Source organism: Staphylococcus sp. GDY8P196P (genome assembly GCF_017891705.1).
Classification (GTDB): Bacteria; Bacillota; Bacilli; order Staphylococcales; family Staphylococcaceae; genus Staphylococcus; species Staphylococcus ureilyticus.
In genome coordinates, this window is sequence record NZ_JAESJS010000017.1 from 152,616 (window position 1) to 168,245 (window position 15,630).

Consider the following 15,630-nt stretch of genomic DNA (forward strand, 5'->3'; position numbering starts at 1 on the left):
GGTGAAGAAAATGGACAGACATTTGACCGGTATACAAAAATTTTCATTTGGATTTGGTGCTATTGGAAAGGATGCCATATTTAATATTGTTGGCGTATTTTTGATGTTTTACATTACTGATATTGTTGGTTTGAGTCCAGCGTTTGTCGGTGTAATGTTATTTGTTGCACGAATTTGGGATGCGATAAATGATCCTATCATGGGAGTCATCGTTGATAATACAAGAAATAACTTTGGTAAATTTAAAACTTGGTTAGTGATTGGGACAATCATAAATGCAATTGTAACGATTTTATTATTCACAAATTTAGATTTACCACAAACGGCAATGTATATCTATGTATCGATTATTTATATTGCTTGGGGTATGACTTATACGATGATGGATATTCCGTATTGGTCTTGGCTTCCAAATTTAACACATAATCCAAGAGAACGTGAAGAAGTATCAGTAATACCGAGATTTTTTGCAAGTTTAGCTGCCTTTACAGTAGGTACATTTGGTTTATTTTTTATACATAAACTAGGGGATATTTTTGGTAAAGGTAGTGATTCAGTAGGTATTTTTGTTTTTGCGGTTATTTGCAGTATGGTTTTTATTTTTACAATAGGTGTCACTGTATGGAAAGTACCTGAAGATAAAGAAATGGAACAACAAACAGGCATTAAAGTACAATTTAAAGATATTGGTAGAATTTTATTTAAAAATAAAGAGCTCTTAGCAATTATGGGAGTATTACTTACCTTTAACCTTTGCTTACAAACGCTAAATGGCTCAATCATTTATTACTTTAAATATGTAGTTAATGCAGAACATTTATTTGCTATTTTTAATGCAATGATTCTTTGCGAGATGATTGGTTTACTTACTTTGCCACGTTTTATCAAGTGGGTAGGTAGAACAAAGGCTTTTAATACAGCAATTTCACTTATAATTATTGGTTTACTATTTATTTTAATTTCAGGTTTTATCGTACCACAAAGTGTTATTACCGTTATTGTGGGTGCAGGGTTATTACGCATTGGTTCTGGATTTATGATTGGTATTACAACAGTATCTTTGGCAGATGTTATTGATTATGGAGAAGTAAAATTTGGCCAACGTAACGAAAGTGTTATTACTTCTACGAACACATTTTTAACGAAAACTTCACAAGCAGTAGCTGCATTAATTGTAGGTGTAGGTTTATCAATATTTGGCTACACACCCAATGAAGAACAAACAGCACTAACCATCAATGGATTACGCATACTTATTATTGTGTTGCCAATTATTTTCGTCATCTTAGCAGCATTTTTATATCACAAAGCCTTCCATTTAAAAGGTGATTTTTTAACAGATATTGAAAAAACACTACAATACAAACGTCAAAAAGAGCATAGAGAAGGTATGAGTAAATAAGGGGGAACTTTTTATGTTAGAACAACAATTTCACGAAAATATAGATATTCAACATGTAAACACTTTGCCACGACGTGCATTTTATATTCCTTATCAACTAAAGGAGTCTGCTTACCGCCTAGAAACGCGATATCAGACTAATAATGTCACATTATTAAATGGAAACTGGTATTTTAAATATTTTAATTCAATAGAAGATTACTTAAGTAGTCTTGAAATAGATAAGTCACAGATCATTCCAGTACCATCAGTTTGGAATATACATGGATATGACCAAATACAATATTTAAACACACAATATCCAATTCCATTTGATCCACCGTATGTACCCAAATCTAATCCCTGTGGACGTTATATCCGTTCATTTGAAGTGACTGAATACGACGAAAAAAGTGATTATCATTTAAATTTTGAAGGTGTCGATAGTGCCTTTTATCTATGGATTAATAATCAATTTGTTGGTTATAGTCAGATATCACATTCAATTTCTGAATTTGATATCACTAGCTATGTACATTCAGGAACTAATACGATTCAAGTACTTGTTTTAAAATATTCGGATGGTACTTATTTTGAAGATCAAGACATGTTTCGCCATTCAGGTATTTTCAGAGATGTTTATATTTTAAAACGTGCGAAATCACGAATTAATGATTTTAGAATTGAAACACGTGTTAATGAATTGCAAAACCAAGGGATAGTCGACGTAAAATTAGAAGATAAACAGGGCTTGGATAGTGTACAGGCACAATTATATGGTCCTGATGGTGCGTTGTTGCAGGAAGCGGAAATTTCAAACCGCCATCGTTTTATAATTGAAACACCACAATTGTGGTCAACAGAAAAACCAACACTTTATACTATTACGCTTACTACGAAATCAGAGGTAATTACTCAAAAAGTAGGAATTAGAGAAATACGTATACAAGATAATCAGTTTTATATCAATGGTCAATCAATTAAATTTCGTGGAACCAATTATCATGATAGCGATCCTCAAACAGGATATGTAATGAGTGAAGCACAATTTATGAAAGATTTAACACTAATGAAGCAAGGTAACTTTAACGCTATTCGTACAGCACATTATCCTAAGTCGCCTTTGTTTTATGAACTTGCTGATCAATATGGATTTTATGTAATGAGTGAAGCAGATTTAGAAACGCATGGTGTAGTGAGGCTTTATGGCGAAGAAAATACAGATTATTTTAATCTTATTACAGATAATCCGCAATATGAAAAACCAATTGTAGAACGTATTGAAGCGTCCATCATTCCATTTAAAAATTACAGCTCTATTGTTTCCTGGTCTATGGGAAATGAGTCAGGATTTGGTGTGAATATTGTAACAGCTATGTCACGAGTAAAAACATTAGATGACACACGTCCTATTCATTATGAGGGAACATTCCATAGAGATAAATCAAAATCATATGATTTATCCAATGTGGAAATGATAAGTAGAATGTATGCATCACCAGAAGAAGTTGAACAAAAGTATCTTACAGACCCTGATTTAGATAAACCATTTATACTTTGTGAATATGCACATGCTATGGGAAATTCACCAGGTGATTTACATGCATATCAAATGCTAGTGGAACAATATGATAGTTTTATTGGTGGTTTTGTATGGGAATGGTGTGACCATGGTATTCAAGTTGGTCAACAAAATGGTAAGCCTATTTTTAGATATGGTGGGGACTTTGGAGAAGAACTTCATGATGGGAATTTCTGTGTGGATGGCATCGTTTTCCCTGATCGTACACCACATGAAGGTTACTATGAATTTAAACATGAACACAGACCTGTTAGAGTAGTAGAAGAAGCGAACGGTATATTAAAATTACGTAATCAACTAGATTTCAGTCATGTAGAAAATTATTTAACTATCGAAGCGACAGCAACATTTTTAAACGGTGATAAAACATCGTTTGATATTACGGTTGATAATTTTGAACCACATAGTACACAAGATATAGATTTAAGCAATCATATTAAAATAGCTGAATTAAGCGATATACTATTACGCTATAAATTGAAAAATGAAGAGCCTTTACGTCACATTAATTTTGAATTAGGACAAGATCAAATCGTCTATCAACGTCAATCTACTAACCAACACGAATTAGACGTACAGGAAGGGCCAGTCAGTTATAAAGAAAATAGTCATTCTCTAATAGTGTTAGCAAACGGTTATGCTTATACCTTTAATAAAGAAAATGGTAGTTTGATTTCTGTTGTTTACGAAGGCCATACCATAGTCAATCATCCTACAAAAAATAAGATTTGGCGTGCACCTATAGATAATGATATTAATGTTAGAAAAGATTGGGAATATATGGGTTATGCGGAAGCTTATACACGTGTACAAAATTATAAAGTTGAAGAAAATAACACTGCAGTCAGTATTAATTTCGAAATAGTGATTGTTCATGATGTGGTTCCTCCTATTTTACAAGGAGAAATGACGTGGACTGTTCAAAGCGATGGTTCAATAAATATAACATATGATTTGGAGAAAGATATTGCAGGGCCGTTTCTGCCTAGATTTGGCTTAGAGATAACATTACCACATACATTTGAAGCGGTGAAATACTATGGCAATGGCCCATTCAGTAGTTATTCTGATAAAGGTGTAGCAACGTATTTAGACTACTTCGATACAACAGTCACACAAAATGGTGGTAATCATATTAAGCCACAAGAATCAGGTAGCCATAATGGGACCACATATGCGAAGGTTTCTAATGATGAACATCAAATTACAGTAACCAGTGATCAACCATTCAGTTTTAATACGACACATTACTCATTGGAACAACTTACACACACGATGCATGAAGACCAATTAGTAGAAGAAGAGACTTATATGTATATCGATTATGGTCAAAGTGGTATAGGATCCAATAGTTGTGGACCAGAATTAAGTGAAATATACCAATTAAACGACAAGCATATCCAATTTCAATTTAAGTTAAATTTTGAATAATTAAATTTTTAAAAATGCCCACAAAAAGTAGTGATTAAAAACTAACTTTTTGTGGGCTCTTTTCGTTGGAATTTGGTCTTTTTATCAGGGAACTAACATTTATTATTAGAGTGAGTTTCACAGGTTCGGGAGTTTGGGTATGAAATAAAAGAGTATTAACCTATTTTGAAGGAGTGTTCCGTTTGAAAAATACATTGGAATTCGGGAAGTTATTAAAATCATTAGACGGACAAAAATATGGTGCATATAAACGACTTAAAGGTGAATATGCTTTTGATAAATTTCACTTAATTATAGATCATATACAAGCAGATCCTTACGCACCACCATCTAAAGTGCGTGCTAAAATGCAGCGTCATATTGCCAATATACCAGATGAATTATTAGATTCAGAAGATAAAAAGATTGCTGTATCTGATTTTTTAGCAAGGTCATTTAGTAAGCGTATTAGTGATGTACTTAAAGCTGATAAAACCTCTAAAAAGAGACCTGATATTTTTATAGATCGCTGTGGCCAAGAAATATTACAACGTACTTCTGTAGTGATTAATCAAAGTGAAATTGAGGTTCGCTTTGAGGTAGGTTTACCAGCAGCAGGAAGAAAAATTTTAGGAAAAGTTGCTCATCATATTTTTATAGATTTATTACCTGAAATAGTAGAAAAATCATTAATGTATAAACATATCAATAGAACTGCATTAAATGATCAAGTGACTACGATGATAGATCAGGTATTTATACGCGAGGCACTGTCACGACAAAATTTAGTTGCATTTGTTGCGAATGGTTCTATATTGCCTAGAAAAAGTGGTGTGTCTGATATGCCTTTAGCTGGTGCTGTAACATTCCAAAGTCCACAGGAATTTGAAATTCAATTGAATTTACCTAGTGGCAAGACAGTTAGTGGTATGGGTATTCCGAAGGGGATTACGCTCATTGTTGGTGGTGGATTCCACGGTAAATCAACACTACTAGAAGCTTTAGAGCGTGGTGTATATCACCATATTCCGGGTGATGGACGTGAACTTATTATTACCTGTGAAGATGCGATGAAAATCCGTGCGGAAGATGGAAGAAGTATCGAAAAAGTAAATATTGAACCATTTATAAATAATTTACCAGGTAAAAAAGATACTACTCAATTTTCTACTGAAAATGCGAGCGGTAGTACATCACAAGCAGCAAATGTTATGGAAGCCTTAGAATCTCAAACGTCGTTATTATTAATAGATGAAGATACATCTGCAACAAATTTTATGATTAGAGACGGGAGAATGCAAAAATTAATCGCACCCGAAAAAGAACCAATCACACCTTTTGCTATGAAAGTAAAGTCTTTATACCAAGATTATCATGTTTCAACAATTCTCATCGTAGGAGGTTCTGGCGATTACTTTGAAGTGGCTGATCAAGTATTAATGATGGATGAATATGTATTAAAAGACGTCACTCATAAAGCAAAAGCAATTGCTAGTGAAGATAGTCACTTGAAAGATGAAGCATCACAATGCCACTTTGGAAAAATTTCGCAAAGAATACCATTGAAATCTAGTTTTTCACATAAAGGCAAAGATCAACGTTTTAAAGTAAAAGGCATGCAGACAATTTTATACGGTAAAGAACGAATAAATATTTCGGGATTAGAACAACTTGTTGATGCTAGCCAAACGAACTGTATAGCTACCATGATAGATTATTATCAAAGTCATTTGTTAAATGAACAAGATACGATATCACAAGCAGCTGATAAAATTTTTAATTTGATTAGTGATAAAGGGTTAGATATTATTTCACCGCATCAAGGACACCCTGGTAATCTTGCATTGCCGAGAAAACAAGAATTCTGTGGCGCACTCAATCGCTATAGAGGTTTGAATATTAAAACATATTAAAACATACAAAAAACGGGAGTGGAACTTACGTATTACTTTGTTCCACTCCTGTTTTCTATTTAAATAAAGTTTTAGACATCCGGTTAGTCTGAGCTAACACAAGCGTGAGCCTAACCACTAAGCAGGAGTTAAGGCAAAAGTATAGCTATGATAAATATAAGCTAGTCTATGAATTTTAATGTAGCGTTGTTGAACTAGAAAAGTTATTAGTAAAGATGAAGATTTAATCTTCAGATTCTGTGTATTCTATAATATCTGCAGGCTGACAATCAAGTGCTTTACATATGGCATCTAATGTTGAAAAACGTATCGCCTTTGCTTTGCCTGTTTTCAAATTTGATAAATTTGCTACAGTAATATCAATTTCATTAGCTAATTCACTGAGTTTCATTTTTCTGTCTGCTAATATTCGATCTAATCTAACTACAATCATTTATATAATCTCCTAAACGGTATAATCAAACTCATCTTGTAAGAATGCACCATATTTAAAAACATTTCCTATAATCCAAATAACGATACCCGCTAAAATAAGTGTGAAATTAAAATTAAAAAAGAAATCTGCAAAGGTTTCGATATCTTTGTCCATTAGTGCATACAATTTAGCATTTTGTCCTAAAAAATTATAAATCATAAAATTATTTGCCAATTCAAAAAATGCTTCAAATACACCCAATCCAATAAAGCAGTAAGAAATTAAAATTATGATGCTTGCGTTTTTATTTGTAAAAACTTGCCCTTTGCTAACATTTTTAAGCCATTTTCTGACATAGGCAATAACCAGAATATAAATTGCAATTAATACAATTATTAATAATAGTATTAATATAACAGATGGTTTAGGAAAAGTAATACTATTTAGGTCATGCTTTGTAATATCATGTGATTTTAGTCCTAATGAATCAACCCAAAAAGGTTTATTGGCTTTGTCTAATTGGGTGTTAATAAAAGAAGAAGGAATGATTAACAATGCTATAATTGCGATAATAATTGGTAATATACTAAGAGAAGTTAAAACTAAAGCGATGGTTGCTAAAATAGTTAGTGTTTTGATTAAAATATTAAAACGTTTGCTTTTAATTGTAGACATATTGACGCTCCGTTTAATTGATTAATTTCATTATAACTTAAATATATCGATAATCAATACTTTTTTATCGAATAACGATAAAATAATCGGAGGACGAATTGAATCATTAGATAATACAAAAAGGAAATATAATAATGCTATTATACAATGAACATGAGTGGGTTGAGTAAATGGAGATATAGTGCAGCCATTAATACAACAGTTTATACAAAGAGATATAAGTATAAATATCTCAGGATGATCAATGCTTTATACTTGCGTTTTATATAACAAAAACAAAAATCGACCATTGGTAAATCTTACCAATGGTCGATTTTGTCATTTATTAATATTCAATGTTTGGTGCTTTGTTTACATGTTGTTGGTAACGTTTAAGGCCTACAAATGCTAATGCGCCTATAGCCACAACTACTAATAATTTTTTCATACATTTCGCTCCTTTAAGTGAATCATTGATAACAAAGTATTTTTAAAAATACCAATGAACAACAAAGATTAAGGAACCAACAGGCATTCAGTAACGATAAAATCTATCGAGACACATCTCTTAAGATGCGAGCAGAAAATAATATACGGTTGTAGGTTCATAAATAGGTGTTTCACACAATCTTAATCTCAGTTCATTTTAGTTTTTACACTTAAGCAATCAAAAATTTATTCGTAATAATTTAATTCAAGATCTTTTGAAGTTTGTTGACGTGTTTTTCTCATTAAATCAACATCTTCAATTAATGATTTGCCATAAGAAGGAATCATTTTTTGGATTTTAGGCTCCCAATCATTTTTGTATTCAGAGAAGTTTTTCTCTAATACTTCTAATGCTACAGATACAGAAGTTGATGCTCCTGGTGATTCACCAAGTAATGCAATGACAGAATGGTCTTCTGAGTTTACAACTTCTGTTCCGAATTGGATGAAGCCTTTACCATATTCTTCAGTATCTTTAATCACTTGAACACGTTTGCCGGCAGTATATAATTGCCAATCTTCATCGCGTGCTTCTGGATAGAAAGTACGTAAGTGGTTCATGCAACCTTCTTTTGTCATTAAAATTTGGTCAAATGAATATTTAAGTAGCGGTAAGTTTTTCGCTGCCGCTGATAATAATGTTGTGATGTTACTTGGTTTAACAGATTTAAATAAATCTAAGTTTGAACCATATTTTAAGAATTTAGGACCAATACTTGCAAACGGTCCAAATAATAATGTTTTTTGACCATTAATGAAACGTGTGTCTAAATGTGGCACAGTCATTGGTGGTGTGCCTGGTGGTTCTTTACCATACACTTTGGCATCATGTTCTTCAATCACATTTGGATTTGTACATGTTAAGAATTGGCCTGTAATAGGGAATCCACCTAAATGTTTACTTTCAGGGATGCCTGTTTTTTGTAGTAATGGAATAGCAGCACCGCCAGCACCGATAAATACATAATCAGCTAATTGTGTTTGTGTTTCACCAGTATTTACATTGCGGATTTGAACTTCCCATTTACCATCGTTACGTTGATTGAAATCAAGTACTTCATGATGGTATTGAACTTCTACTTGTGGGCTTTTTTCAAGGTTTCTCGCCATTTTACGAGTTAATTCACCAAAGTTTACGTCAGTACCTTCATTAATTTTGCTGGCAGCCATAATGTCGTTTGCGCTATGACCTTGCATCATTAATGGAATCCATTTTCTCATCTCTTCGATATCTTCAGTATATTCGATATTATCGAACATAGGGAAGTTTTTCATTGCTTCATAACGGTCTTTTAAAAACTTAACGTTATTTTTACCTCTTACGAAACTAATGTGTGGTAAAGGATGAATGAATTCTCTAGGGTTTTCGATATAGTTATTTTTAACTAAATATCCCCAGAATTGTTTAGAGATTTCAAACTGCTCATTAATCTCTTTTGCTTTTTCAATATCAATTGAACCATCAGGTTGTTGCACTGTATAGTTCAATTCACAAAGTGCAGCATGTCCTGTACCTGCGTTATGACGTTCGTTTGAGCTTTCGTCACCAGGACGATCTAAACGTTCGTATAATTTAATGTTCCAATTTGGTTCAAGTTCATTAAGCATAGAACCAAAAGTAGTACTTAATACACCGGCGCCAATAAGAATGACGTCTTTTGACTCAGTTTTAGCCATAGTTCCTCACCTTTCATTCTTAATAACATCAGTAACAAATTGTCATACATTGTCACTCATCTTATGTCTTTATTTACTATTATATTACGCGATTCACACATGTGAAAATACATATTAATCATATAACACATTCCTATTTGGAATATGTGACCATACTTATAATAATTTACCCTATATTTCAAGTATAAATCATTAAAATAAGTGACAATAACTGCTACATAGTAATATTACATTATAGTATCTATAAATTTCAATTATATATGTCTTAATTAATTATAAAGGGTATAGAAGTAAAAATTTAGACGTGTGAATTTGTATTTAAGCAATTGGTTTTATCAACCACTTATTAAATACATAACGATTAAATAAGCAAAATGTTTCATATGAAACATGGATATATAATGATGTTTCTCAATAATTGAGAGTTATCTTTTAATGAGAAAAATTGGCAAAACTTTGTTATACTGATTTATAAAATGTAAGCGCTTACTAATTTAATTGATAAAGGAGACTCTATATGAAAGATAAAGTGATAATGGTTACTGGTGGAAGTAGTGGTATGGGAAAAGCAATGGCGAAACGTTTTGCTGAAGAAGGTGCGAATGTCGTTATAACAGGTAGATCGTTAGAACGGTTAGAAGCAACGAAAAAGGAAATTGAACACCGAGAAGGACAAATTTTATGTGTTGATATGGATGTTCGTGATACGGAACGCGTACAATATACAGTGGATGAAGCCATTAATACTTTTGGTAAAATAGATGGTTTGGTTAATAACGCAGCTGGTAACTTTATATGTGCTGCTGAAGAACTAACAACTAATGGTTGGAATTCTGTCGTAGATATTGTCTTAAATGGAACTTGGCATTGTACACAAGCTGTTGGAAAAAAATGGATTGAACAAGGACATCGTGGACGTATTATCAATATGGTGGCAACTTATGCATGGCGTTCAGGGCCAGGTGTTGTACACTCTGCTAGTGCAAAAGCGGGTGTGTTAGCCATGACCAGAACGCTCGCTGTAGAGTGGGGTTCAAAGTATGGCATTACCGTAAATGCAATTGCGCCAGGCCCTATAGATCATACAGGAGGCTCTGGAAAACTTAGTTTATCGGAAGACGCACGTCAACAAACATTGGACAGTGTGCCTTTAGGACGCATGGGCCAACCAGAAGAAATTGCAGGATTAGCTAGGTTTTTATTTTCTGAAGAGGCAAATTACATTAATGGTGCTTGTATGACAATGGATGGTGGTCAATGGCTTAACCAAAACGCTTTTTAACATCATAGCGTAACTTTATGAAGATAACAGAAATAATAACAGGCTGTGACACACTAATTGTTACAGCCTGTTATTGATGATAATGGTTTTTTAGCAAGTCGATTTTGTTATGGATAAGGATAATTTTCACATTAAATTAAACCGAGCCAATGCCAATAAGTGGCGCTAAATAAAATCATAAGTAAATAACCAATAACCGTTATAGGAATCCCTGTTTTTAAAAAATCTTTAACAGTAAATGTTTCTGTGCCATAGGCCAACATTGATTGTGGTGAGCTTACAGGTAGTAAGAAACCAAAGCTGATAACGAATTGTTGTATAAGCACAAATCCCACAGACTGATTGCCTAAATCCAAGGTAGTGGTTAGTGAAATAAATACAGGAATTAACGCTGATGCTAAACTTGTTGCACTTGCAAAACCTAAATGTATTAAAATATTGAAAAGTGCAATTAATGCAATGGTTACTACAAGAGGATAATGATTTAAACCCATGATGCCAAACGTTTGATCACTCAACCATTGCGCAGCTGTTGTTTTTAAAAGTACATTTCCTAAAGATATACCAACGCCAAAAACAACAATAGTTCCCCAAGGTATACGACTTTCAGCTTCTTTCCAAGACATGACGCCAATTTTAGGAGTTAGCATGACAGCCAGTGCTAATAAAATGATTGAAGATGAATCAATAGGATGTAATATTTTTTCGGTAGACCAAAGTATTAATAAAATGATAGATATTCCAATAAGACGCCACTCTTTAGAAGTTACGGGCCCCATCGCTTTTAACTGTTGTTGAATTAAAGATTTACCGCCTGAAAGTTCTTTTTCTTCAGGAGGCATTACTTTAAGCATGATAAAATAAAGCGCAATTGACATCAATACAGACCAAGGTCCTGCATATAATAACCACTGCCCCCATGATATATCAGTATTCAATTGATCATTTATAAAGTTAATTGCGACAATGTTTTGTGCAGCTGCAGTTTTTATACCAATATTCCAAATAGAAACTGCTTGTACAGCTGTGATAACTAAAAGTCCAGCTAATTTACTTTGTTTAGCAACACCGAATGCTGTAATCATTCCTAATAATATAGGAATCACAGCACCTGCTCGTGCAGTTGCTGATGGAACGAAGAATGCTAAAAATATTGCTACTAATATTGTACCTATGACGATGCGACTTGTCTTATTGCCTGCTACAGATAGTACAATGAGTGCAAGCCTTTTATGAAGTTGTGTGATTTGCATTGCGGTTGCTAAAAAAAGAGCAGCCGCAACTAAAGCTAATGCACTCGTAGAAAACCCACTAAAAGCAAGTTTTAAAGCATTACCTGTTCCGAAAAGTGAATTTCCCTTCAATATTTCACCATTTGACTGAGGATCCCCTAGTGATTCAGATAAATTTTGTACTGGACTGAACCCTATCAATAAAATAATGAGTCCAACAATCATGACCGCAGAAACTGGATAAGTCACTGCTTCAGTAACCCATAATATGACTGCAAATAATAATATTGCTAATGCGCTTTTAGCCATAAGCGGGAAACTTTCTGGTGTAGGCAATAACAACAAAGCGATTAAGACGGTGATGCTTGTGAGTAACCAAAATGGTTTAAAATGAGATGTAGATTTAGTAGATGAATCTTTGCGCATATATTTCCACTCCCTTGTTATATCTTTCACAATAATATTACAAATTTTATTAAGTTGTATCATTATAATTTAAGAAAGTTCATAAAAAGTTACTAATTATGTATATGATAAATCGTTAATTTTAAAAATTTTATAGTAATTATGAGAAGATACTTTTGATATGAATATGGGAGAGGCGTTCAACACTGCGACATTAAATCGTTTGCAAGTTTAATTAATAATAAATAGGTAATAGCAATACTAATGGAAAATATAAGAATGCCATTAAACATTTAATAAATAAAAAAGGTGATTAATATGGATGTTAGATTTCCAATTGGTGAATTAGAAGTACCAGATCATGTGACACTAAAAGATATCCAACGATGGCTTAGTGAAATTGAGACGTATGCATATAGATTAAGACAAACTGTAGATCATTTAAATGAAGAAGCGTTAAATAAACAATATCGGGAGAAAAGTTGGAATGTACGACAACTTGTTCATCATATAGCAGATTCTCAATTAAATATGTTTCAACGCTTAAAATTGGCATTAACAGATACGAATCCAGTTGTTGATCCTTTTATTCAAGATGAGTGGGCTAAACTTGCTGATAGTCAACTTCCTATAGAATGTTCCCTTAAAATGTTAGAAGGTATAAATGAACGTATTATAGCAATTGGTAATCATTTAACAGAAAATGATTTGAATCGTACATTTACATTAAGAGGAAGCGGAGAAATATCTGTTGCTACTAAAGTTGCTAAATTAGCTTGGCATGAAGAACATCATTTAGCGCATATTAAAATTGCATTATCATAATAAATATATGTTGAGACCGTTCAATTTTAATCATTGAACGGTTTTTTTCATGTATAAATAACAAACTAACTACGATAGTTGTCACACTAATTACAATTGTGTTACAGAAAAATTAGTTTGAAAATTAGTTTATATACTTTAGGAATAGGTTTTTTTACAAATTATCTTCGAATTTATATTCGATTTAATGTAATTATTATGTAAAATGCACAGGATTTTTTTAATTTCGCTGTAACCTACAAGGTTTTTATGGATGTTATAGTATTTACTGGAAATTGGTTGAAACAGCATTGGATTTTTCAAAAATAACAATTGGTTTCAATATCACAGATAAAATTAATTCTTAAAAATATAAAAACAAACTTGTAGGAGGATTTACTCAAAAATGAAAAAAACAGTATTAGCTTCAACATTAGCAGTAGGATTAGGTGTAACAGGATTTGCAGCAGGAAATTCAGCTGACGCGGCTGAACAAGGTATTGACAAAGCAGAATTAGCAAACTTAGCACAATCTAACCCAGAACAATTAAATGCATCACCAGTACAAGAAGGCTCATATAGCTATAACTTTAATTATAATGGTTTAAACTATAACTTTGAATCAAATGGACAAACTTGGTCATGGAGTTATGGTGAAGGTTCAAGCGCTAACGCTTCAACTGTAGAACAACCACAACAAGCACAAACTGAGCAACCAGCTCAACAAACTGCACCACAAACTGAACAAACACAACAACCTCAACAAGAAGCAACTACAAAAGCTTCAACTCAATCATCAAGCTCAAATGAAGCTTCAAGTGGTTCTTCAGTAAACGTTAATTCACATTTACAAGCAATCGCGCAACGTGAATCAGGCGGCGACTTAAAAGCTGTTAACCCATCTTCAGGTGCAGCAGGTAAATACCAATTCTTACAAAGCACTTGGGATTCAGTAGCACCAGCACAATATAAAGGTGTATCTCCAACAGAAGCACCAGAATCAGTACAAGATGCTGCAGCTGTAAAACTTTACAATGAAGTTGGCGCTTCACAATGGGTTACTGCATAATCTGAATTATAATTCTTAATTAAAATCAAAAAATACTAATAAAAGCTATGAAAGCATCTTTCAGTAGAGAAGCTTTCATAGCTTTTTTATTTAACAATTGGATAAAGTTACGTGTATTTAAGCATAAAGTTATAAAAAGTCATTCCAAACACCTTCATTTGGAGTAGAAGTTACAGAAATAATTTCATCTTTAGTTGGATGTTTGACACTGAGTTTATATGCCCAAAGTGCGATTTGTTGACCGGGTTTATTAAATTTTTGGCCGTATTTTTGATCTCCGTATAAGGGTAAGTTTTGATTTGCGAATTGAACTCTAATCTGATGTGAACGACCTGTTTTTAATTGGATTTGAACCAAAGTTTTACGATTAATGGTTTTGATAACTTTATAATTCAAAATTGCCTCTTTAGCTTCTTTTTTCTTGGAATTAACCACATATACAATGTTTTTATTTCTATCTTTCCATAAATAATCACGAAGTTCACCTTCTTTTTTTGAAGGTACACCGTGAATAATCGCTAGATATGTTCTATATAATTTTTGTTTTCTAAGTTCATTAGATAACCTAGAGGCCGCTTTGGATGTTTTAGCGAATACGATTGCGCCTCCAACAGGCCGATCAAGGCGATGTACGAGACCAAGATATACATTTCCTGGTTTATTGTATTGGACTTTTATGTAATTTTTTAAAATAGACAACAAATCTTGATCTCTTGAGTTATCTTCTTGTACAGGAACATTGATAGGTTTCTCTACCATTAATAAATGGTTATCTTCATAAAGAATATTGTCGAACATTTAATTCCTCCAACATAATATAAATTATTAGTTTTCGTAAATTTTAAAATAAAATTATTAAAATTAAACCAAATTAAGATATTATCAGTAGTTAGATATAAATTCAATCTTCCTTATATTTAAAAATCATAAAAAGTAATTATTTATTAAGGTGAAAGTGAATATTATTTTCACACTAATTACATTGTCATTACATATTTGTAAAAGTAGAATAATAGTTCCTGATTGATGTGTTGGTTTTTTGAATGGAATTGAGGTACGTGATCAATGTAATTGAGGCGTAAAAATTCTAGATATTTTTTAACTTCACTGTAACCCACAAGCTTTTTCTAGATGTTACAGTAGGGATTAGCAAATTTGATAAAAGTAATTTTGCAAAATCGAAAACACAAATTTAAACACAAATTTAAAAGTATTATCTCTTAGGAGGATTTATTAATAATGAAAAAAACAGTATTAGCTTCAACGTTAGCAGTAGGACTTGGCGTAACAGGGATCGCAGCAGGAAATTCAGCAGAT

Annotated in this window: 12 protein-coding genes and 1 pseudogene; 7 read left to right on the top strand and 6 right to left on the bottom strand. The window is 32.6% G+C overall.

What is annotated here, in order from left to right; genetic code table 11:
- Window positions 1-10 precede the first annotated feature (10 nt).
- The 3 genes from melB to KA814_RS09900 all read left to right on the top strand — a co-directional run bounded on the left by melB (window position 11) and on the right by KA814_RS09900 (window position 6,286).
- Window positions 11-1,402 (top strand): melibiose:sodium transporter MelB, encoded by a 1,392-nt coding sequence (gene melB, locus KA814_RS09890; RefSeq protein ID WP_064209910.1) that lies wholly within the window; start codon window positions 11-13, stop codon window positions 1,400-1,402.
- A 13-nt stretch (window positions 1,403-1,415) separates the two neighbouring features.
- Window positions 1,416-4,394, top strand: a complete 2,979-nt coding sequence (locus tag KA814_RS09895; RefSeq protein ID WP_064209909.1) for a glycoside hydrolase family 2 TIM barrel-domain containing protein — start codon at window positions 1,416-1,418, stop codon at window positions 4,392-4,394.
- 182 nt (window positions 4,395-4,576) lie between these two features.
- Entirely contained in the window at window positions 4,577-6,286 is a 1,710-nt protein-coding gene (locus tag KA814_RS09900; protein ID WP_046206930.1) for an ABC-ATPase domain-containing protein, read from the top strand.
- 223 nt (window positions 6,287-6,509) lie between these two features.
- On the opposite strand, the gene KA814_RS09905 is transcribed toward KA814_RS09900, so the two are convergent.
- The 4 genes from KA814_RS09905 to lqo form a co-directional block, all read right to left on the bottom strand.
- Window positions 6,510-6,719, bottom strand: a complete 210-nt coding sequence (locus tag KA814_RS09905; RefSeq protein WP_046206931.1) for a helix-turn-helix domain-containing protein — start codon at window positions 6,717-6,719, stop codon at window positions 6,510-6,512.
- 12 nt (window positions 6,720-6,731) lie between these two features.
- Complete coding sequence (locus KA814_RS09910) at window positions 6,732-7,376, bottom strand: DUF2975 domain-containing protein (RefSeq protein WP_064209908.1); 645 nt, start codon at window positions 7,374-7,376, stop codon at window positions 6,732-6,734.
- Window positions 7,377-7,701: 325 nt separating this feature from the next.
- The gene (locus tag KA814_RS09915) at window positions 7,702-7,803 is read right to left on the bottom strand and encodes an SE2200 family small protein (RefSeq protein ID WP_064499651.1); all 102 of its coding nucleotides are present in this window, start codon (window positions 7,801-7,803) and stop codon (window positions 7,702-7,704) included.
- A gap of 227 nt (window positions 7,804-8,030) precedes the next feature.
- Window positions 8,031-9,521, bottom strand: a complete 1,491-nt coding sequence (gene lqo / locus KA814_RS09920) for an L-lactate dehydrogenase (quinone) (RefSeq protein ID WP_046206933.1) — start codon at window positions 9,519-9,521, stop codon at window positions 8,031-8,033.
- A 517-nt stretch (window positions 9,522-10,038) separates the two neighbouring features.
- Between lqo and fadH the strand changes: the two genes are divergently transcribed.
- A complete protein-coding gene (gene fadH, locus KA814_RS09925) occupies window positions 10,039-10,803 on the top strand; it encodes a 2,4-dienoyl-CoA reductase (protein WP_064209907.1) in 765 nt (254 codons plus the stop codon).
- A gap of 131 nt (window positions 10,804-10,934) precedes the next feature.
- Here the strand turns inward: fadH and KA814_RS09930 are convergent, their stop codons facing one another.
- Complete coding sequence (locus KA814_RS09930) at window positions 10,935-12,461, bottom strand: SLC13 family permease (RefSeq protein ID WP_064209906.1); 1,527 nt, start codon at window positions 12,459-12,461, stop codon at window positions 10,935-10,937.
- Between the two features lie 297 nt (window positions 12,462-12,758).
- Between KA814_RS09930 and KA814_RS09935 the strand changes: the two genes are divergently transcribed.
- Together KA814_RS09935 and KA814_RS09940 are read left to right on the top strand one after the other, a co-directional pair.
- Window positions 12,759-13,265: a YfiT family bacillithiol transferase gene (locus tag KA814_RS09935; RefSeq protein WP_064209905.1), complete on the top strand. Its 507-nt coding sequence runs from the start codon at window positions 12,759-12,761 to the stop codon at window positions 13,263-13,265.
- 385 nt (window positions 13,266-13,650) lie between these two features.
- Window positions 13,651-14,313 carry a transglycosylase family protein gene (locus KA814_RS09940; protein ID WP_064209904.1) on the top strand — a complete coding sequence of 221 codons (663 nt, stop codon included), beginning with the start codon at window positions 13,651-13,653 and terminating at the stop codon, window positions 14,311-14,313.
- Between the two features lie 129 nt (window positions 14,314-14,442).
- On the opposite strand, the gene KA814_RS09945 is transcribed toward KA814_RS09940, so the two are convergent.
- A complete protein-coding gene (locus tag KA814_RS09945) occupies window positions 14,443-15,111 on the bottom strand; it encodes an RluA family pseudouridine synthase (protein ID WP_064209903.1) in 669 nt (222 codons plus the stop codon).
- 441 nt (window positions 15,112-15,552) lie between these two features.
- Here KA814_RS09945 and KA814_RS09950 point away from each other — a divergent pair.
- Window positions 15,553-15,630, top strand: a pseudogene (locus KA814_RS09950) (transglycosylase); the annotation flags it as partial.

Coding starts and splice junctions, on each gene's coding strand:
- melB (WP_064209910.1), top strand. CDS start 11: ATGGACAGACATTTGACCGGTATACAAAAATTTTCATTTGGATTTGGT.
- KA814_RS09895 (WP_064209909.1), top strand. CDS start 1,416: ATGTTAGAACAACAATTTCACGAAAATATAGATATTCAACATGTAAAC.
- KA814_RS09905 (WP_046206931.1), bottom strand. CDS start 6,719: ATGATTGTAGTTAGATTAGATCGAATATTAGCAGACAGAAAAATGAAA.
- KA814_RS09910 (WP_064209908.1), bottom strand. CDS start 7,376: ATGTCTACAATTAAAAGCAAACGTTTTAATATTTTAATCAAAACACTA.
- KA814_RS09915 (WP_064499651.1), bottom strand. CDS start 7,803: ATGAAAAAATTATTAGTAGTTGTGGCTATAGGCGCATTAGCATTTGTA.
- lqo (WP_046206933.1), bottom strand. CDS start 9,521: ATGGCTAAAACTGAGTCAAAAGACGTCATTCTTATTGGCGCCGGTGTA.
- fadH (WP_064209907.1), top strand. CDS start 10,039: ATGAAAGATAAAGTGATAATGGTTACTGGTGGAAGTAGTGGTATGGGA.
- KA814_RS09930 (WP_064209906.1), bottom strand. CDS start 12,461: ATGCGCAAAGATTCATCTACTAAATCTACATCTCATTTTAAACCATTT.
- KA814_RS09935 (WP_064209905.1), top strand. CDS start 12,759: ATGGATGTTAGATTTCCAATTGGTGAATTAGAAGTACCAGATCATGTG.
- KA814_RS09940 (WP_064209904.1), top strand. CDS start 13,651: ATGAAAAAAACAGTATTAGCTTCAACATTAGCAGTAGGATTAGGTGTA.
- KA814_RS09945 (WP_064209903.1), bottom strand. CDS start 15,111: ATGTTCGACAATATTCTTTATGAAGATAACCATTTATTAATGGTAGAG.